Origin of the sequence: Trabulsiella guamensis ATCC 49490, from assembly GCF_000734965.1 — a bacterium.
In the GTDB taxonomy this organism is placed as follows: domain Bacteria; phylum Pseudomonadota; class Gammaproteobacteria; order Enterobacterales; family Enterobacteriaceae; genus Trabulsiella; species Trabulsiella guamensis.
Genome location: NZ_JMTB01000126.1, coordinates 17204 through 37730, shown reverse-complemented (window position 1 = coordinate 37730; position 20527 = coordinate 17204). Strand labels below are relative to the sequence as shown.

The following is a 20527-nucleotide window of genomic DNA, read 5'->3' as shown; positions in this document are numbered from 1 at the left end:
TAGTTATAATTGCACAGTAAAATAATCTATAATGAAAAGCAGTATCGTAAAGGATGTCATGAAAATTATCGGGAACGTCACCCCCCTAATCTGATAATGTTTGGAAGCATAATAGTAAGTCAAACATGCATATATCCCATACGAACCTGCAGTACTTATTGCTGTCCCATTTATCCCTAATATTGGAGTCAAGAACAAAATAAGCACGATATTTAAAAGTGCTGTAACAATTGTTATCCCCGAAAGCTGCTTTGATTTTCTTGCATAAAATAAATATGATGAATAGTAATAATAATATGATAAGAAATACAACCCAACCAAAACGAAATATATCACCCAATACAACTCAGTAACATTATATTTAGTTTTTATTGTGAATAGACCGATATTCACTATTGTGAAAAATGCAAGCCATGATGCGGTTACCAGATATTTATATCGATTAAAAAAAACATCACTATTGTAACTCGTAAATTTTTGGACGCACAATTGCGGCATTCCTAGAGCTAATGCACTATTAACGACCATATACACAGCAGCAATTGCATAGCCATATGAATAATAACCTAACTGAATGTCACCACCGTAGTACTTAACAAAAAATCTGTCAGCACCTGAAGTGACCCACTGAGCGAGAGTATGAGGCAATATGCCGACAGCAAAAAATATAATTACCCTTTGCTTATTCAACGTTCCAAATAATTGTCTATTCCTTATTTTAATAGCCATTAGGAATTTGGAAAATGGAAGCACTATAGTTAAATTTGACAAAGCGAAGATTATAAGAAGGACATCAACTTTTGAAAGATATGCTCGATAGGTGAAAAAAATAATTGCGAGTAGTATAACTAACAAAATCATTTTACCAATGCAAATATAAAAATAATTTTCAGCAGAATCCTTAAACCTAACGAAAGTTGATATTATTAAAAATATAGCTTCCATTAATGCATAGATAATAATAAGCAAGGTAACGCTTTGAAAGAGGATGTATCCCAAAACGCAGAGCAGGATAGATGCACTTGCAAATCTAACAAAGGCAACAGTGAAAAAAACGGTTACTCTGTACTTTTCAAAAATTTCACGCCCAATTATTGAAACGATATTCAGGCTAATAAACGGAACTAATAGTTGTACAAGAACGATATATATCGAAAAACGACCATAATCAGCAATACTCAAAAATGTTGAAAGCAATGGCAAAATAAGAAACATTCCACCACGATTGAATCCTGATGCTAATCCATAAAGTAAAAACCGCTTCATTTTTTTAATAAAACCAATATAGATTTCATATCAATCTCTTCATTCCAGGAGATCAATTTATAACCCAGTGACTGATATTCATAACCTAAAGTGGAGCTCTTGCACAAACAATAACTTGGATTTGGGTAACGAGTTCCCTGACATAGATCATTCGCTTCAACTATTTTTAGCACTTCATTATTTATATATAAAGGATGTGGTCTAAATTTTACATCGATAGAATGTTTTTTTAGCTCCTGATATATCTCTAATTCTTCTGTCAGGTGAAATGGATTACTAATAATTAAAACTTCACATCGGTCATCTTTGGAAATATTTAAATTAGTTTTCTGTAATAATCTAGTAAATTCTGGTCTGGCAGAAATATTTGTACAAAATATATCAAGTTGCTCTTCATTAAACCCTCTGACCGATTTTACGTTCTGAAGCTTTTGCTTTGGTAGAAAATCTGTTACAACCAGTCCGTGCTGAATGATATTTACATTGAAGTGACCTTTTTCACATATAAGAGTAATCCAACGATCATAATGATTTGTAAGTGTTACCTCATTAATATTATTTCTGGACAGGTTCTCAAGATAATTATTAAAAGCTACTAACTCGAATATACTTGTCACATGCAAAAAATAACGAGGATGAACCGAAAGAAGAAAACGAACTGAATATTCTAAGGATATGAAAAATGACTTGGCAATTTCGTATGTAGTCATTTCTTGGATAAAAAAAAGCAAACGACCTGATATGCATTGCTTAAAAGGCTGATCATGCCCATACTTATTGTATAATTCAATAATTTTCGGAGAATGAGTAAAAGAAAGAAAAAGGCAGTGCGAATTATTTCCTGTAACCACAGACTGGTTTCTACCATTTTGAAGGCTTCTAATTATTTGCATTAAAAAAAAGAAGGGTGCCATTAGGGAAATACATATAGCAGCATAAGTAGGTATTTTGTCCCTAAAACGAGCAACTTTGAAATAAGATACCCATTTTGTTTTGAGACCGAATGATTTAATAAGATAGGAATCAACACACATTTCGTTCTCAAGAGATTTTTTTAATGATCTCAAAATCTTTTTTACTATTCATATGTTATTTTTTCAAACCTATTATTTTCAGGCATTAAATTATAGCCAACACACCCCCATATCATGTATGCTATAGGCCATATATTAAATATGTTGGTAGTCATTGTAGCCAAGGCAACAGACAAGAAAAACAAAAGATATTGTCTTTTTTCTTTATTCATTACACTGATAAAGATCATCGACAAAATCAAAATGAAATAAAGTAAAGCCCCGATGAAGCCAATAGTGATCCATGAATAAATGAATGCATTATCAGCATATAAGGTAGTGGAAGATAATTGTGGATAAAAAATACTTTCTGACACTGATGAAAAAAAATTCGTCAGATATTCTAAACGAGCAGTCACATTATCCATGCCAACAGAATCTGTTTTCCTTAAAATGCCATCTAAATTGATCACGGAAAATATAACAAGGATAATGATGATAATAACAAAAAAACTATATACATTTTTTTATTTTCATCGTATGCAAAGAGTTGTTTAAAATTTTTAATGCTCGCACCATTAATAGAAAGAGATAAATTCCTGCTGCTGTCATTGATCCACTTAAAGCAATACAGAGTGCAGATATACACCAATAAATTAGCACTCTTGTAGATTGAGTTCTTAAAGAATAATCAACAATTAAAGACAAACTTAACGCAACAAATATGCCAAAGTTATTGGGATTGACAAAAATAGATATGCTTCTGAAGCCAGTATTACTGAATCGAGAACTTAAATCTTGGTAGAGGAAAAATTCGAAAATTGAAAAAGCAAAAGCTAACCAAAGAGTCGTTTTTATAATTATTATAAACTTTTCATAGTTAATCTTTCTATGCATAAAGAAAAAAAGTAATGGAAATATAAACATCAATGTTGAAAACAATGCTACATTCGAGGAATAATAAATTATAATTGTAAGAATGAAATTCACCAAAAAAAGAAACAACAAGATTTCATTGGTATGAAAAAAATTCAACGATTTTCCTATACTCAAAGCAAATAAAAGCAATAAACAATATTTCACTAATTTAATAGGGTTTTCTTCATTATAAATATCACCAGTAAAGAAATATAAAAAACCATGAGTAAAAAAAAGGAGTATTACAAGAAAAGTAAATTTGTTATTTTCTTTAACCATATCTCACCAGCCGAACATGATTATAATTATTTATCTAAAAAATGTTTAGCTTCTATTCCCTTCTGTAAAAAGACATTCAATTCTAAAAGATTAAAATCACATTAATAATACACCATAGTGAATTAACTATAATAACATTAGTCTGATTGATGTGCTAAATTATATTTTTCTTCAAGTCAATTAAAGTTTCAGCCATAACAAAATCAAATGCGTCATCTATATCTACTGAATTCTCTTTTTTCATAATATACGCAAAAGATCCCTCTGAGTATATCTTTTCGAGAGAACCAACAAATCGTCTATCAAAAATATATATCGCACCATTTAAACGAAAATAAGTCTCCAATTCTTGACTTCTTTTATTCATGATTTCTGGAAGAAAACCATTCATAGATAAATCATCAGATAATTTATTACAGTATTGTAATGGATGTTCTAATTCACATACCGAGATGACTGATAATGCGCTACGTTCATCATATAGAGATAATGCATTTCTGATGTCACTTGCATCTCTCAATGGAGACGTCGGCTGTAGAAGAGCCACCCTATCAACCTTACCATGATGATTTTCAACCCAATCGACAATATTTGTAATAACATCATTTGTTGTTGCTGTATCGGTGGCTAATTCTGCTGGGCGTAAAAAAGGGATAGTTGCGCCAGCTAAGGCGGCAATGTCTGCAATTTCTTGTGAGTCAGTGCTTACAATCACCATGTCGAACTCACCATATTCCAGTGCAGCATCTATTGTCCATTTTATTAGTGGCTTACCCGCAAGCATTTTTATGTTCTTCTTGGGCAACCGCTTACTTCCACCACGTGCCGGGATAACAGCTATTGTCATTGACACTATATCAGTCCTTTTATATCAATTTGTGCCTTGTTGAAATCATCCATCCTGCCAATGTCCAACCAATATACATGGATAGGAAACATAATAACTTCTTTCCCTTGAGCTATTTCTTGCTCCAAAAGTGTTGGCATATCAATTTTTTCTTGATGTGGCACATTTTTAAATACTTCAGGGCTGACCACATAAATACCAGCATTAACAAAATAACGCTGCACTGGTTTTTCCTGCATGGATATGATTCGATGACCATCACCATAGATCACTCCATACGGAATTTGGTAATCATACTCACGTACACACATTGAGGCTGATGGTGCAAATTTATTATGGAATTCTAGCAAACGCTCAAAATCTACCGTCGTTAGTACATCACCATTAATCATAATTAATGGAAGTGAAGGCGTATCCTCTGGAAGCAGACCCAGAGCCCCGCCGGTTCCTAATGGCGTCTTTTCATGAATATAGGTAATCTTTGCATTATGGGACTCTCCATTTCCGAAATAGCTTGTAATTTGATCAGGCATATAATGGGTTGAAATATAAATATTTTTAAACCCAGCCTCTACAAATTGATTAAGAAGTATTTCAAGGATTGGTTTATCACCAATTTTGAGCATTGGTTTCGGACAGTGGTCCGTCAATGGACGCAAACGTGTTCCAAACCCACCGGCCATAATAAACACAGGATTTTCATAATGTTTATTAGCCTTCAATCCTGATAATGTTTCCAGACCAATAACTATTCCGTCCTTAAGTACCGGTATAACTAAGATACCATGTATGGCCATTAACTTATTCAATTCTTTTCTGGTGGTTTCAGAAGAGACCGTTACAGGATTATTATTCATTACATGATGAATTTCAGCCGACAAAGGAAGATTATTAAGCAATCCTCGACGGATATCTCCATCTGTTACAACGCCAACTAGTTTATTATCTTCATTGATGACAAGTGCTGTACGTAATGCTTCATTATTTATAATCTCAAGCGCTTCTCGAATTGTATTATTAGGTTTAATTAATATTTTTTTCCATTGCTGAGTCATTTTATACCTTCTGCAGTGTTACCTGATGACAGCCCGCGCTGCATATACTTTTTGATTCGGAAGAAGATTTTCGGTCACTAATGCATTCGCCATGACGGCAGAACTAGCGCCCAGATTGATATTCTGGATTACTGTTGCGCCAGCACCGATGAACACATTTTCACCCGTTTTACATTGCCCACAAACGACAGCACCAGGCGATACAAAATTATACTCACCAAGCTCGACGTCATGCTCGATAACTGCTCGAGTATTAATTACTGAATGGGAATGGATAATCACACCTGGTTGAACAATAGCCCCCGGAAAGATCTGCACTCCCTCAAAGAGAACTGCATACGGAGAGACAAAGGCTGTATCAGCAACCAGTGTTTCGAATGAATAGCCTTTATTTTTAAAGAATTCATTCACCTTCCTTCTGATTGCTGAGCCAGGCAAAGCACCGATTCCATTAACTAATACAACATCATTTTGATGGAAACATGAAATATCGTCATCACATTTAAGGACATGGATATTATCAAAAACCTTTCTTCCACTGACATCATCTGGGCTTATGATTGCCGCTATATCGCGTTTTTGCTGTTTGAGAATGTCAACAATTACACTGGCATGTCCACCACCGCCAATGACGACAATTGGTTTTGTCGACGGACGATCATTCACCGATTAATTCTCCGGCCTTGTACTCTCTGCTGGCTGTTTTGCCTTGTATTTCCCAGTAACGGTATGGAGACATTCCAGTACCTGGTCGTTTGATAGAGAGGTTCTCAGAAGTAAACTTCTCACCAGGCGCGATTGCTCTTGCCGCAACAAGACTCTTTCTTGCAACACTTTTATTCTTAATTTCAGATACTGTCGGAGTTTTGATCGGATGACCTAACGCTTTCTCAACCTGGCGAATAGCGGTAATCATTGCGCTCAATTCATGAGGCTCCAGAGAAGCTTTATGATCGGGACCTTCCATAGTCTTATCAAGTGTGAAGTGTTTCTCAATCACCAACGCGCCACGAGCAACAGCAGCGATAGGTATTGTAATGCCTTCACTATGATCAGAATACCCCGCCGGCAAGTTAAATGCCTGATGCAACGTATCCATTGCGCGGAGATTGATCTCTTCCATCGGCGCAGGGTATTCGGTAGTACAATGCAAGATAACGACTTTTTCTTTCAGTGCCTTTTGCCCTGCTTCTGACGCATAAGCCCGTTGAAACGCTTCTGTGCTAGGTACCAATTCTTCTGATGCGGTATACCCAAATGCGATAACGCCGAGCGCAGACTCAATTTCAGACAGTGTCGCCATACCTGTTGAGACAATGATGTCACACCCCGTGCGTGCGTGTTCTAACACAAGCGGAGCATTTGTTAATTCGCCGGATGGCAACTTCAGCCTTTTAATGCCCAGTTCATTGACAAGGAATGCCAGACTTTCAGAGTCAAAAGCAGTGGAGAGAAACTCTATCCCCAGCCGATTGCAATGCTCAATTAACTTGTGATGCACATCCCAGGAGAGTTCGAGACGGCTTAGCATTTCAAGCTGTGATTCCTGTCTTTTGGTATTGGCAACCTGGTATTCCGCCTGAACTGCTTGCGCTGTTACCAAATTCTTCGCCTTGAACGTTTGAAATTTAACAATATCTGCCCCAGCTTTATAAGCAGCATCAACCAGTTCAAAAGCCAGTTTTTCGTCGCCGTTGTGGTTTACACCGGCTTCAGCAATGATAAGCGTCATATAGTTTCACTTGATGTCGTAAAAAGTCTTACCGGGAATAAATTGCATAGTCTTGATCATTTCGATGATCCTTGAACTCGCATCTCCTTGTCCGTAAGGATTAACAATTTTCTCGTCACTTTTTTTATAGCTACGCGAAACCGCTATTTTTAACGTTTCGGCGATCGATTGCTTCGTTGCATCACAATTCAGTACGCTTTTTGCTGCCAGGCGGCCTTTTTGGCGTTCGCCAATATTTACCGTTGGGACATCAAATGCTGGCACTTCAATTATTCCGCTGGACGAATTACCGACTACTGCAACAGCATGCTTGACGGCACTGAGGTAGCGCGCATGTCCTAGTGATGGAATTGCGAGCACGCGTTCCGGTTGTTTTACAGCATAAGACTCCAGTAATGGAATAATCTTTCTGCCACCGTCATCAGCATTAGGATACGTCAGGATCACCTGGTATTCCGGAAATTCATCAAGCGCTTCCAGCAGGCATTTAAAACTCGCTTCTGCGGGTTCTACTCCCAGAGTCACCGGATGATAGGTGACGAGAAAATAGGGTTTCGTTAGTGGAAAATCTAAAGCTGCTGATAATTCATCAACTGACATAAATTTCCCACGTATGAGATGATCCAGCCCAATCGCGCCAACATTCTCCACACGAGAAGGGTCTTCGCCTAGCTGGATCACGCGCCTTTTATATTCGTCTGTCGATGTACCATGAAGATAACTCAACTTAGTAATGGCATGCCTTATCGCATCATCATAGGCACCTTCGGTAATTTCACCGCCATGAAGATGAAAAATGGGTATACGTAGAATCATCGCAGTTTGTGCGGCAGCAAGCGCTTCGAAGCGGTCACCGAGTATTACAATTACGTCGGGCTGTAACCGCGACAGCGCATCGGCAAAGCCTAATACTCCCAGGCCAATGCTTTTTGCAGTACCAACCGGGGTGTCAGAGGAGAGTAGAATTTCAATTTTTTCATCGATTGAAAATCCATCTTTCTCTATCTGCTGCCAGGTGTTACCAAACTCTGGAGAGAGATGCATGCCGCTGACCAGGAGCTGAAGTTCCAGTTCCTGATCGGCCTGGATATCTTTCAATAGCCAATAAAGCAATCCATATTCAGCCCGCGTCCCGGTGAAAACCGCAACTTTGCGCTTTATAGATTTCATGAGTGCCATTCCACAGGCGAGCTTGGTAAATTAACCAGACGGGCTTCAATCCGTTCTGATTGTTTAAGATCATCTCGCATCGCCCGCTCAAACATAGGCAAGCGATGCATAAGCTTCCAGATTGGCCGCACCATCACTTTCGCTTCATTCATTTGTGCCAGGATGGCATCGCGGGAGTCCAGGTTTTCGCAAATGACCGCGTTTAGCCAGTAATTGGACTTCGCATATTCAGGCTCTTTTACGAATGTAAACTCCGATCCTGCAAAGAAGGCCTCATAGCGCTCTGCCAGGGCGCGTTTCTGCTCGAGAAACATTCCAATTTGCTCCATTTGCCCACAACCCAACGCAGCATTTAAATTCGGCATGCGATAGTTAAAGCCCGGTTCATCATGGTAAAACTCGTACGGATGCGGAACTTTAGCGGTAGTCGTGACATGTTTCGCGCGTACACCGGTTTCTGGCGTACGACAAAAGACCATTCCGCCACCGCCAGTAGTAATGATTTTATTACCGTTAAAACTTAGCGCGCCATACTCACCCAACGTACCGGTATGTTTACCCTTATAAAATGAGCCCAGGCTTTCTGCCGCATCTTCGACAAGAACAATATGCCACTTCTTACACACTGCGATGAGTTCATCCAGTTCAACCGGATGGCCGAAAGTATGCATCGGTACAGCGGCCCGGACTACCTGTCGGGTTTTACGATGTACGCAGCCATGCTCTGTTAATTCGGTATTCTCAGAAAGCCAGTTATCCAGCGCTACCGGGCAAAGTCCGAGACTAACCGGGGAAACATCAATAAATACCGGCTCCGCACCGAGATGATACAGCGCGTTGCAAGTAGCGACAAAAGTCAGCGCCTGAGTGACAACCAGATCGCCCCGCTTAACACCAGCAAGATAAAGCGCGGCACTAAGCGCTGCAGTGCCATTTACTGTCGCAACGGCTCTTGCCGTGCCCGTGTAAGACTCCATTTTGCGCTCAAAATCGTCAACATATTTGCCGACGCTCGAGACAAAGGTACTTTCCAGAGTATCAAGCACGTATGCTTTTTCATTTCCACTAAAAACAGGCGCATGCAAAGGAATAAACTCATCCGTTTTGTATACGTCGCGAACAAAATCGATAATTGAAGTGATATTCATTCGAGATGCCTTGCTTACATTTTACTATCGAGGTATTTGCCTGTTTCTTTATGTCCGAAGTCAGGGATCATTTCAAAAAACAGTTTTACAATATCGTCTTTATTCCACTCCAGCGATGTTTGCATAGCTTCAATTCGCTCTTCAAAATGAGCTAAAAGTGCCGGATCAAATAGCGGTTCATTTTTAATGATCCCCAGGTTGATAAAGCGCTCCATATCCAGCGTCTCTTTATCAGTGAAAAACTCTTCGAAATCTTTTTCACCTGTTGTATCACTTGAAGTAAACAAACAAGGCCATTTGCCCTGTTCAGGTAGTGTTTTAGCGAGTTCACGAGCTTCATCTTCTGTCTCGCACAGATGAGGTTCATAGCCGCGCTGCTTGAGGTACAGGACAGCAATATCCGCGAAAGAAATTAAATGAAGAGCTTCGCTCAGCTTTGGAAAAAAGATATCGCGGTTATCACCGAAAATGCAGGACATGAGGCATAGTTCGCCTGATTCCTGAGGAGTGACAAAATAACGTTTGATATCATTTGGTGCAACAATGGGTTGTTTTTTTAGCAAACGTTGGTTAAACCCATGAAGCAGAGAACCATCTGAAAATGCTACGTTAGCGAAGCGAGCAGTCGAAATGTTGATTTCTTTACTTCTGCGCATCAAAAACATTTCCATAATTCGCTTTGATGCACCCATCATATTAACAGGGTTAGCAGCTTTATCTGTTGACACGCAAAAGAATTTTTTAACGCCAGCAGCAATGGACTGTTGGATGGTTTTTTCTGTATTTAGTATATTCACTTCAATCATACGCATCAAAGTAAATGGATCTTTCTCACTGCGTACATGCTTTAATGCGGAAAGATTAAGGACATAATCATATTGCCCATCTGCTTTAATAAAAGCATCGTACTCTTTCGATCCAATATCTAGTGCAAATGTCTGGAAATCGCCGTCAATGTAGCCAAATGAACTTCTGATATCACGAACCAATTCAACCATGTTGTTTTCACTTATATCAACAACATGTAACTTTTTGGGGTTTCGCTTAAATATTTCTTTAGTTACCGCCTGCCCAATCGAACCTGCACCACCTAAAACCAAAAAGCGCGAATCAGAAACAATCTTCTTTAACTCTTCTTCTTTTGCTAAGACATCGCTAGTAAATAGCGCATGCTGACGTCCGATCAAAGGTAATATTTCGCTCATTTAAAAACCTGTTTGTATTTAAAGAATGGAATAATCATCTCTGGCAAGAAAAATAACATTATTATTATTGTTTATGATCATACTAATGTTACCAGCAATGATTGAAATGACGTCCCTGCTCTCATGCGACAGCCCAAAGATTAATATGTACGCTACCGCCCCTGGCTCAACAGCTACCAGTGCACTGCACACAAATCCATTTTTCTGCTCAGATATTACTTATCCCTTCGCTTGTGCAAAGCCGCCAGCCAACCGAAGTGATTATTGTGTGCTTAAACCAAACTCAAAACAATAGGAGATCGGGTTCATTACTTTCGATAGCTGCGACAATAACCGATGTAACCCATTGTTTCCAATGCAAAAACGGCAGTGGTCATTATGATTTGCCTTAGCATACCATAATCCCTCTGCCGTCTGTTCTAACCATCAACATTTCCTGTTAATGTCGGGAGTAGCTTACTTCGCCAGCAACTTCTCAATGCCTTTACGGAACTTCGCCCCTTCCTTCAGGTTACGCAGCCCGTACTGAACGAACGCCTGCATGTAGCCCAGTTTCTTACCGCAATCATAAGACTGGCCCGTCATCAGCATCGCATCCACCGGCTGTTTTTTCGACAGTTCAGCGATGGCGTCCGTTAACTGAATACGGCCCCAGGCGCCGGGTTCGGTACGCTCAAGTTCAGCCCAGATATCAGCCGAAAGCACATAGCGGCCCACAGCCATCAGGTCAGAATCCAGCGTTTGCGGTTCATCCGGCTTTTCAACAAACTCAATAATACGGCTGACTTTGCCTTCGATTTCCAGCGGCTCTTTGGTTTGGATCACAGAATATTCATTGAGATCTCTCGGCATGTGTTTCGCCAGTACCTGGCTACGACCGGTCTCTTCGAAGCGTGCGACCATTGCTGCCAGGTTGTAACGCAGCGGGTCTGCGGTGGCTTCATCAATAATGATATCCGGAAGCACGACAACAAACGGGTTATTACCAACAAGCGGGTGCGCGCACAGAATAGAGTGCCCCAGACCCAGCTGTTGCCCCTGACGGACGTTCATGATCGTCACACCGGGCGGGCAGATAGATTGTACTTCAGCGAGCAACTGGCGCTTCACACGCTGCTCAAGCAGTGATTCAAGTTCATAAGAGGTGTCGAAGTGGTTCTCAACGGCGTTTTTCGACGCGTGAGTCACCAGAACGATTTCTTTGATCCCTGCAGCAACAATTTCGTCGACGATGTATTGGATCATCGGCTTGTCAACGATCGGCAGCATCTCTTTTGGAATGGCTTTAGTGGCTGGCAGCATATGCATGCCCAGACCGGCTACCGGAATTACTGCTTTCAAATTCATCATCGCATGTCCACCTGTAAATGGTTGAATAATTATAGTCTTAAAACCGCGTTAAGCCAGTATGAATTTTTCTATTCTACTCCTTAGAAAACGGCTTATTCTTCAGTGCAAATCTGAGAAATGGCCTAAGCTTCCAGGATTGTTCGCAAATCATTTCCCAGGCAGTGCAAAATTCAATCTGTCCACGTTCACTACATGCTGATCAACCCGGTCGATATCCACCGAACGCTGCCCTTTTTCGTTAACCGCCGTGATGTTTGCCAGCGACAGCAGCGTGTCCTCGCGCGCCATAAACTTGCCCCGCACATCTTTGCGCATGTCGAAATTGATCTTGAGTGCCGGGCCGCGCTCGGCGTCCTGCATGACATTGATATTACGCATAAAAATATGCTGCGGCTTATTGTGCAGCTCCAGTGACGCACGCTTCATATCAAGATTGGTGATGGAAACGAACGACCGGGCATTGCCGGAGGAGATCTGAATACCACGGACTTTATATGCCAGTCGACTGTTATCCATATGGATATTATTCAGGCGAAAATTCTGCGGAATTGAAAGATAATTACCTTTGATAACGCCATAACCAATTAGCATTCCGGCGCTATTGACCATATCGACATTATCAATGGCGAAATTATCACAACCATAAATCGCCACCGTGGCATTATCTATACCCGCCTGTTTACTGAACGATGGCAGAATGTTTTTCGCTTTCACATTACGGATAATAAAGTGTTTGCCATTTTCGACATGCACCAGCTGGCGGCAATTACTGCCGGTAATATTGGCGACAACAAAGTTTTTTACTGCCTGGTGTTCGGGGTAAGTATTGTCGTAGGTGCTGCCGGCAAGACCGATCCCGATGCCCCAGTTGATTTTGCCGTTGGTGCAATTAATGTTGTCGATGACATGATCGGAAATGAGGATGTTCTTATCGTTAATCGCGACATTCCATTCGATGGCGTCCCCCTGCAGGTCACTGAAGCGGCAGTTGGTAATTTTTACGCCGTCCATCTGGTTATGGAAACCCTGTCGCAGAATGGCGTAATTGGCTTTGGTCACGGTCAGATTGTCGATGAGCAGGTTGCGCATCACCGCAGGCTTTTTACCGCCGATGTAAATCTGCATCACCGGGCCGTAGCCACTCATCGCGAGGCCCTGAATCGTACAGTCAGAGCCGCGCACATCGAGCGCGATGTTGTAGAGGCTTCCGCCGTCTTTGCCGATGATGTTGCAGCCCTCCTGCAAAGCAAAGCGCCCTCGCCCGTTGCCTTTCAGCGATCCCCGCACCTGCAGCGTTTTGCCCGGCGGCATGATGATGCCGGTGTTGATGTTATCGCACACGACGCCCGCCGGAACCTCAACCACATCCGCTGCGGCAAACGCCTCCCGGAAGGCGCGGATCCAGTCATTGTTTGAAACGTAATCGCGGATATCAACGGACGCACCACCGCCAGCGGCGCGCGCGGCGGGAAAATGCAGTAACGGGAGAGCGGCAAGAGCAGTGCCTGCCGAGAGAAAACGACGGCGGGAAAGTGTAAGTCGGTTATCAGGCATAGTTCCTCTCTGATATGCACCAGCCCGCCAGGCGGGCTGGTTTTAAAGCGCGTACAGCAGGCTCGCCAGTTGTTGGTTAATCACCTGCTGGTTAAATTCAGTTTCGACCTTCTGGCGGGCGCGTTGCACTACCGGTTGCAGTGCATCAGGGTCGATGGCGCAAAACTCACGCAGACGTTCAGCCAGCGCGCTGGCATCGTTTTCCGGCACCAGCCAGCCGGACTCATTGGCATCAATAAGCTCAGGAATACCGCTGTGAAGCGTAGAGACTACCGGAATGCCCACCGCCATCGCTTCCATCAGCGCAACGGGAATGCCCTCCATATCGCCGTCAGCGCCAGTGACCGACGGCAGCAGGAACACATCCGCCTCGTCCAGCATCGCTTTGACTTCATGGCTCGGCTTAAAGCCCGGCATTTCTACGACATCTTCCAGTTGATACTGCTCGATCAGCGTCCGCAGGCGGCGCTCCCACGGACCAATGCCCAGGATGCGATAGTGAAAATTCACCCCCTGCTCTTTCAACTGGCGACAGGCTTCAATGGCCACATGCAACCCTTTTTTCTCGGTCAGACGTGCAACGGAGATGATCTGCAGGGTATCGCCGGGGGTTTTCAGCGGACGCAGCGCAAAGCGGTCCATGTCCACACCCATGCGTGAGACGGCGATTTTTTTTGCCGGGCAGCCCATGGTCTGCAGGCGGTGTGACCAGAGATCGCTTATCGGCAGCATCAGGTCGCCACGGCGAAACAGTTGCTGATATTCCGGTGTGTAATGGTTGAGCACCTCGCGGCTGGAAATATCAATGCCGTGGAAGACGGTGGCGATTTTGCCCTGAATCACCCCCAGCTCACGCAGTTTGGCGGCGGTCACGCCCGCCGGGCCAAAGTGGGCGATAAACACATCTGCGCGGACAGGCTCCGGCATCATGCCGCAAATGGCGGAAAGGATCAGATTGCGCGCCTCATCGCCATATTGCCGGACGTTCAGCGCTTTCCAGGTCGCCGGGCGCGTCAGGCCGCGCGCGGTATGCAGCGCCCGGTATTTCAGTTTCGCCGCTCTGCCTTCTGGCTCGTCCAGCAGCCAGCGGGTTTTCTCCGCCAGCTGATATTTCGTGTAAGCCGCATGGGTATTGGTCAGGTCGCCTTTTTGCAGCGCGACAATCTCCACCTCATAGCCCATCTCAATAAATGCCACGATCTGGTTGAGGACGAAGGTCTCCGACGAAAGCGGAAATTTCAGTAAGAAGAACCCGACCTTCATTTCACCTCCCCGATTCGTGCCAGTACCGACTGCACCATTTTCATGCCTGTCGCGCGTTCAGCAGTAACCGCCTGCGCCAGACGTTCGTTAACTGCCGGAAGCTGACCGAGCGTATCGCTGACCATCGCCCCCAGGCTGCCATCCAGCAGATGACGGATATCCACCGCCATTTCCGGCATCCCCAGTTGCTGCATGATGCCCGCTGATTTGTGCTCATAATTAATTGCGATGGCAGGTGTGCCGAAGTTCATCGAGATGATCGCTGAGTGCAGGCGCGTGCCGACAGTCAGTTCGCTGGCACCAAGGATTTTGCCCATCTCCAGATCGTTCAGCTCGTCCATCACCACATGGTATTTCGACGGGTCGCGCAGATATTTGCGCAGATTCAGCGCCACCATGCGGTCATCTTTGTTATAGCTGTCGATACCGGTGCAGGTCGACAGCGCCACCACCTGATAGCCATCATCAATAATACGGTTCACCACGTCAGCAAACGCTTTTTCATACGCTTGCTGGGTGGTGCCGAGACGCTTATCGAATGGCGCCAGCTCGCGCAAGGTAACAGCGACCGTTTTCTTCTGTGCAATCACCTGCAACCAGTGCTGCACCGCGTAACTGGCAATGAAATCCGACTCATGGTGATCCACCAGCCAGGCGGTATCAACGCCCTGCTCAACTTTAGAGGTATCGATGTCGCTGCGTTTCATCATATTGAGGCTCACGGATTCCCGTAGGATCAGCGCATCGCAATGACCAAAAACATAGTTCGCCAGCTGGTTAAACTGCGGCTGCTGGAACGGCCCGACGCTGTGGCCTACCATGTACAGCGGCTTTTTCGCCATGAAGGTACAGAGCGCATGCTCGAACTGCGGTACGCCATAGAGATCAACAAAAAATGAACCACCGACCTGAATGATGGCGTCGTAGCCGGACAGCAGGCGAACAAAATCGGTAAACCCCTGGGCGATGGCGATATTGCGCAGCTTGCCGCTGTCGGTCACCCGCGAGAGCAACACCTGGTGCTGATAACGGCGACGAAGCAGTTTTTTCACCCGCCCCATCACGCCGGCGGCATTGTTGTGCTGTTTCATCTGCGAATAGAGCGGATCGCCCATCACCGGGCGGTCAAGCAGCCAGGACGAGCTCACCGGGTAGCGGCTCATTACATCCACATCCGCATCAGGCTCGAGCGTGTTGATCGCATCGAGCAGCCCACGAAGAATGGCGCTATCACCACGGTTGCCGCAGGTGTGGTTGCCAAGAATCAATAATTTCATAGTGACCTCTGAAAAGGGGGTTCTTTTCACCCTGCGCGCAGCAGAGTTTTCATTTTTTCGTTGCGGCACAACTGGCGTTTCATCTCCACCACCAGCGCATTACGCGACAGTACTATCATCACCAGGAACGCCAGCGCCCCTGCAGCAATCTGCACTGCCAGCAACAGCGGCAACGGCAAGTGACCGTTGAGCAGAATGCCCAGCGCGTAACTGACCATAAGCGTCGGCAGCGAGAGGTAAAACGGCAGCCACAGACTCAGGATGTACTCCCGGTAACTGGAGCCGAGCACGGGTTTTATCATCACGAAATAGCTGAGCACGGTGTTGATGATTTGCACCAACAGGAAACCAAGCGTGACGCCCAGTGCGCCGGCAAGGTGGCCGCCAATGACGATGGCGGGAATGAACAGAAACGTTTTAAAGACGTTGAATTTGAAACTGATATCGACACGCGCTTTCGCCATCAGCAACGAGCCGATCGGGTTACCCACCGAGCGCAGCAACCCGACGATGCACAGCAGTTGCAGGATAGGAATAATGCCCGCCCACTTCTCACCAAACACCAGCGGTACAAAATTGTTACTGACCACCATCAGCCCCAGCAGCGCCGGGAAATTGATAATGCCCACCACCGACAACAGCTTGTAAAAATTCACGCGCAGCTTTTCGGTGTCATCCTGTATTTTGGCGAACGCCGGGAACAGCACACGGGTGATGATCGGGTTGAGCTTCATCGGCGGCACCACCGCCACGTTGTAAGCCAGGTTATAACCGCCCGCCACGCTGGCGCCGAGAATACGCGCCAGCACAAGGGTGGAGAGATTGGTATTGACGTAATTGATAATGCTATCCGCGGTCAGCCAGGCGCCGAAGCGCAGGTTGGAGGAGACTGACGCCAGCGAAAAATGCAACCCCGGGCGATAAATCTTACGACCGAACCAGCCGAACAGCAGCGTACGCACCGCGCTATTGACCAGATACCCCAGAATGGCGGTCATCGCCATCGGCCAGAAATGTGCGGCAACGACCGTAAAGGTGAACCCCGCCAGCACAGCGGAGGTCTCAATCATGCCGATTTTGTTGAACTCCAGCTCTTTTTGCATCAGCGCGCGGAACTGCTGCCCGTGCGGAATGACCACAAACGCGAACGACAGCGTGCGCATCAGCGGTGCCAGGTCCGGGTTATTCAGCACATCAGCGATCAGGTCGCTCAGCAAAAAGACGGCGACAAAGACCACAATCCCCAGCCCGACGTTCAGCCAGTACAGCGTAGTGAGTTCCAGATGGCTGATCTCCTTGCGCTGAATAATGGAATTGGCGATGCCGAAATCCGACAGCGTATCGGCCAGGGCGATGATCACCAGCGACACCGTCAGCAGACCAAACTGGTGGTTATCGATGATCCGCGCCAGCACGGTCATCTGCACCAGGCCGAGGCCGATAATGACGATTGTCGCCATTGCCGACCATTTCGCGCCGCTGATGGTTTTTTCTCTCAGGCTCATGCCGCTACCTCAATACGCCGCTTTGTTAACAAAGCCTTTGAACACCGTCAGAAAAACAATTTTGATATCGAACCAGAGGCTCCATTCGCGGATGTACTCGAGATCGAACTCAATGCGTTTTTCCATTTTCTCCAGCGTGTCGGTCTCACCGCGCCAGCCGTTGATTTGCGCCCAGCCGGTGATCCCCGGTTTGACTTTATGACGCAGCATGTAGCCCAGAATCAGCTGACGATACTGTTCGTTATGCGCCACCGCATGCGGACGCGGGCCGACAATCGACATCCCTCCCGTCAGCACGTTGACGAACTGCGGCAGCTCATCGAGCGAGGTGCGGCGCAGGAAGTTTCCCACCTTCGTGACCCGCGGATCGTTCTGCGTCGCCTGGGTCACCACCTTGTCGTTTTCCATTACCCGCATGGAGCGAAATTTCCACACCATGATCGGCTTGCCATCCATCCCGTAACGGGTCTGGCGAAAGATGATCGGGCCTGGCGAACTCAGCTTCACGGCGAGGGCAATCGCGCACAATACCGGGGAGATCAGCAGCAGAATAAAAGCGGAAAGGACGATATCCTCCAGGCGCTTCAGCACCCGGTTGGTGCCCGACAGCGGCGTGTCGTACAGCGGTACCACAGGCACGCCGTTCACTTCTTCTACGCGGGAATGAAGGATGTTGAAGGTAAAGACATCCGGGATCAGGATCACCGAACAGGTGGTATCGGCGAGATCGCGAACCAGTTTTTTGATGCAGGCTTCGTCACGCATCGGCATGGCGATATAGACGTTATGGATCTTGCCCGCGCGGGCATCTTCGAGCAGTTGCTGCGTATTCCCGGCCCAGTCAGCGCCCACACCGCCCGGTTTGGGATCGTGATAGGTGCCGATCACTTCATAACCTAACCACGGCTGATTGCGGAAGCTGTCGAGTAACGCCTGCCCGACCGGTAAATCACCGGCCATTGCCACGCGACGCGTGTTGTAACCCTGATTGCGCAACCAGCCCGCACCGGAGCGGATAAACGCCCGGCTCACCACCATGCCGGTGGTGCTGAGCAAATACCACGCCAGCCAGATGCCAAAGCTGTTGTTGAAGTCATCATTAAACGCCAGCAACCCGGCGCTGAACACCAGACTCAGCGTCCAGTTTTGCAGCAGTAACAGCAGTTCTGTTGAGATGCGTACACCACGCCATGAGCGATAAAAATCGGTCATTCCGCCGATCATCTGAAAGACCACCAGGGTAATCAACGCCATCAGCAAATGCATATACAGAAAGGGCAGTGCCGCTCCCTTACAGACCACCCACAGGCCACCGACCATGATGGTGATGTCAGAGAATCGCTGCACCATTGAGATTAACGATGCATTCGTTTTGGCTCGCTCGCGCTTTCTTAGAGTCGTCATCGTTGTTCCTGTTCAGAGATTCCCCTCCCGTCCGGGAGGGGAAGGATTTACTGTTTCAACAGCGCCAGAATGTCCTTCGTTCGCGCTTCCATCAGCGCCGGATTGCCGCGTGATTCCACGTTCAGCCGCACCACCGGTTCGGTGTTCGATGAACGCAGGTTGAAACGCCAGTCGGCATACGCCACGCTGATGCCGTCGGTACGGTCAATTTCCAGCGCATCCTGAGCAAAGTGCTGTTCGACCCGGGCAATCGCCGCCGCAGGCTCTGCCAGCGTGCTGTTGATTTCCCCGCTCGCCGGGAACGCCGCCATGCGGTCACGGACCAGTTCGCCGAGCGACTGCCCCTTCAGGCACAACAGCTCCGTCACCAGCAGCCACGGGATCATCCCGCTGTCGCAGTAGGCAAAATCACGGAAATAGTGATGGGCGCTCATTTCGCCGCCGTAGATGGCGTCTTCCTGACGCATGCGCTCTTTGATAAACGCGTGGCCGGTTTTGGACATCACCGGTGTACCGCCTGCGGCACTCACCACATCGACGGTGTTCCAGGACAGACGCGGATCATGGATGATTTTCGCGCCAGGGTTTTTCTCGAGAAACGCTTCTGCCAGCAGGCCGACAATGTAATAGCCTTCAATGAACTGACCGTTTTCATCGAACAGGAAACAGCGGTCAAAATCGCCATCAAAGGCGATACCCATGTCTGCGCCATGTTCAATCACCGCGTTGCGGGTATCGGCGCGACACTCCGGCAGCAGCGGGTTCGGAATACCGTTAGGGAAATTGCCGTCAGGCGTGTTGTGGACCTTGATGAAGGTCACCGGAACGTTGTGGGACTGGAAGCGGGCTTCGAGGGCGTCAATCACCGGGCCTGCCGCGCCGTTGCCGGAGTTAATCACCAGCTTCAGCGGCGTCAGGTTTTTGGTGTTGATGTAGCCAAGCAGGTGGTCAATGTAGGCATCACGCAGGTCGATCTTCTGGTAACTGCCGCGTTTCTTTTCATCTACGGGCGGGAAATCATTGGCTTCTGCCAGACGCTGTACGTCGCGCAGGCCGGTGTCGCCGCTGATGGGGCGCGCGCCTTCGCGCACCAGTTTCATGCCGTTGTAGTCCATCGGGTTATGGCTGGCGGTCACTTCGATGCCGCCATCCACGCCGAGGTGGAACGTGGCAAAGTAAATTTCTTCGGTGCCGGACAGACCGATATCCAGCACATCAACGCCTGCGTCGCGCAGACCTTTCGCCAGCGCCAGCTTCAGCGCTTCGCTGGTCAGACGTACATCGCCGCCGAGGACGATGGTTTTCGGTTTCAGGTATTCGCCATACGCGCGGCCAATGCGCCACGCGATATCTTCATTCAGCTCTTCACCCAGCTTGCCGCGAATATCGTAGGCTTTAAAACAGGTCAATTTTGTCATGGTTTTACCCTTTTTCAGGCAACAGTGAGCCCTGACCCTCGCAGGTCATTTTTTATTGAGTTATTTTCATCGCCGGATAGCGATGCGCCAGTCCGTAGGCCCGGTAAGCGCAGCGCCACCGGG

17 protein-coding genes are annotated in these 20527 nt (G+C 46.4%); all 17 read right to left on the bottom strand.

What is annotated here, in order from left to right:
- Nucleotides 1-3: 3 nt before the first annotated feature.
- The 17 genes from GTGU_RS22425 to cpsG all read right to left on the bottom strand — a co-directional run bounded on the left by GTGU_RS22425 (nucleotide 4) and on the right by cpsG (nucleotide 20404).
- A complete protein-coding gene (locus tag GTGU_RS22425) occupies nucleotides 4-1266 on the bottom strand; it encodes a lipopolysaccharide biosynthesis protein (RefSeq protein WP_038162927.1) in 1263 nt (420 codons plus the stop codon).
- Nucleotides 1263-2300, bottom strand: coding sequence for a hypothetical protein (locus GTGU_RS22420; RefSeq protein ID WP_038162924.1), 1038 nt, complete (start codon nucleotides 2298-2300; stop codon nucleotides 1263-1265). The genes GTGU_RS22425 and GTGU_RS22420 overlap by 4 nt, the downstream gene beginning before the upstream one ends.
- A 492-nt stretch (nucleotides 2301-2792) precedes the next feature.
- Complete coding sequence (locus GTGU_RS22410; RefSeq protein ID WP_038162918.1) at nucleotides 2793-3476, bottom strand: hypothetical protein; 684 nt, start codon at nucleotides 3474-3476, stop codon at nucleotides 2793-2795.
- Between the two features lie 154 nt (nucleotides 3477-3630).
- Nucleotides 3631-4323 carry an acylneuraminate cytidylyltransferase family protein gene (locus tag GTGU_RS22405; protein WP_038163014.1) on the bottom strand — a complete coding sequence of 231 codons (693 nt, stop codon included), beginning with the start codon at nucleotides 4321-4323 and terminating at the stop codon, nucleotides 3631-3633.
- A gap of 5 nt (nucleotides 4324-4328) precedes the next feature.
- Nucleotides 4329-5378: a nucleotidyltransferase family protein gene (locus GTGU_RS22400; protein ID WP_038162916.1), complete on the bottom strand. Its 1050-nt coding sequence runs from the start codon at nucleotides 5376-5378 to the stop codon at nucleotides 4329-4331.
- An 18-nt stretch (nucleotides 5379-5396) separates the two neighbouring features.
- Nucleotides 5397-6044: an acetyltransferase gene (locus GTGU_RS22395; protein ID WP_038162913.1), complete on the bottom strand. Its 648-nt coding sequence runs from the start codon at nucleotides 6042-6044 to the stop codon at nucleotides 5397-5399.
- Complete coding sequence (neuB, locus tag GTGU_RS22390) at nucleotides 6037-7110, bottom strand: N-acetylneuraminate synthase (protein WP_038162910.1); 1074 nt, start codon at nucleotides 7108-7110, stop codon at nucleotides 6037-6039. Before neuB ends, GTGU_RS22395 begins: the two co-directional genes overlap by 8 nt.
- 6 nt (nucleotides 7111-7116) lie before the next feature.
- Nucleotides 7117-8280 carry a UDP-N-acetylglucosamine 2-epimerase gene (neuC, locus tag GTGU_RS22385; RefSeq protein WP_038162907.1) on the bottom strand — a complete coding sequence of 388 codons (1164 nt, stop codon included), beginning with the start codon at nucleotides 8278-8280 and terminating at the stop codon, nucleotides 7117-7119.
- Entirely contained in the window at nucleotides 8277-9428 is a 1152-nt protein-coding gene (locus tag GTGU_RS22380; RefSeq protein WP_038162904.1) for a LegC family aminotransferase, read from the bottom strand. The genes neuC and GTGU_RS22380 overlap by 4 nt, the downstream gene beginning before the upstream one ends.
- A gap of 14 nt (nucleotides 9429-9442) precedes the next feature.
- A complete protein-coding gene (locus tag GTGU_RS22375; RefSeq protein WP_038162902.1) occupies nucleotides 9443-10633 on the bottom strand; it encodes a UDP-N-acetylglucosamine 4,6-dehydratase in 1191 nt (396 codons plus the stop codon).
- A gap of 456 nt (nucleotides 10634-11089) precedes the next feature.
- The gene (gene galF, locus GTGU_RS22370) at nucleotides 11090-11983 is read right to left on the bottom strand and encodes a UTP--glucose-1-phosphate uridylyltransferase GalF (protein WP_038162899.1); all 894 of its coding nucleotides are present in this window, start codon (nucleotides 11981-11983) and stop codon (nucleotides 11090-11092) included.
- Between the two features lie 147 nt (nucleotides 11984-12130).
- Complete coding sequence (gene wcaM / locus GTGU_RS22365; protein WP_038162896.1) at nucleotides 12131-13537, bottom strand: colanic acid biosynthesis protein WcaM; 1407 nt, start codon at nucleotides 13535-13537, stop codon at nucleotides 12131-12133.
- 42 nt (nucleotides 13538-13579) lie between these two features.
- Nucleotides 13580-14800, bottom strand: a complete 1221-nt coding sequence (gene wcaL / locus GTGU_RS22360; protein WP_038162892.1) for a colanic acid biosynthesis glycosyltransferase WcaL — start codon at nucleotides 14798-14800, stop codon at nucleotides 13580-13582.
- Nucleotides 14797-16077: a colanic acid biosynthesis pyruvyl transferase WcaK gene (gene wcaK / locus GTGU_RS22355; RefSeq protein ID WP_038162889.1), complete on the bottom strand. Its 1281-nt coding sequence runs from the start codon at nucleotides 16075-16077 to the stop codon at nucleotides 14797-14799. The genes wcaL and wcaK overlap by 4 nt, the downstream gene beginning before the upstream one ends.
- Before the next feature lie 26 nt (nucleotides 16078-16103).
- A complete protein-coding gene (wzxC, locus tag GTGU_RS22350; protein ID WP_038162885.1) occupies nucleotides 16104-17582 on the bottom strand; it encodes a colanic acid undecaprenyl disphosphate flippase WzxC in 1479 nt (492 codons plus the stop codon).
- Nucleotides 17583-17591: 9 nt separating this feature from the next.
- Nucleotides 17592-18986 carry an undecaprenyl-phosphate glucose phosphotransferase gene (wcaJ, locus tag GTGU_RS22345; RefSeq protein WP_038162882.1) on the bottom strand — a complete coding sequence of 465 codons (1395 nt, stop codon included), beginning with the start codon at nucleotides 18984-18986 and terminating at the stop codon, nucleotides 17592-17594.
- A 47-nt stretch (nucleotides 18987-19033) separates the two neighbouring features.
- Complete coding sequence (gene cpsG / locus GTGU_RS22340) at nucleotides 19034-20404, bottom strand: colanic acid biosynthesis phosphomannomutase CpsG (protein WP_038162879.1); 1371 nt, start codon at nucleotides 20402-20404, stop codon at nucleotides 19034-19036.
- Between the last annotated feature and the right edge of the window lie 123 nt (nucleotides 20405-20527).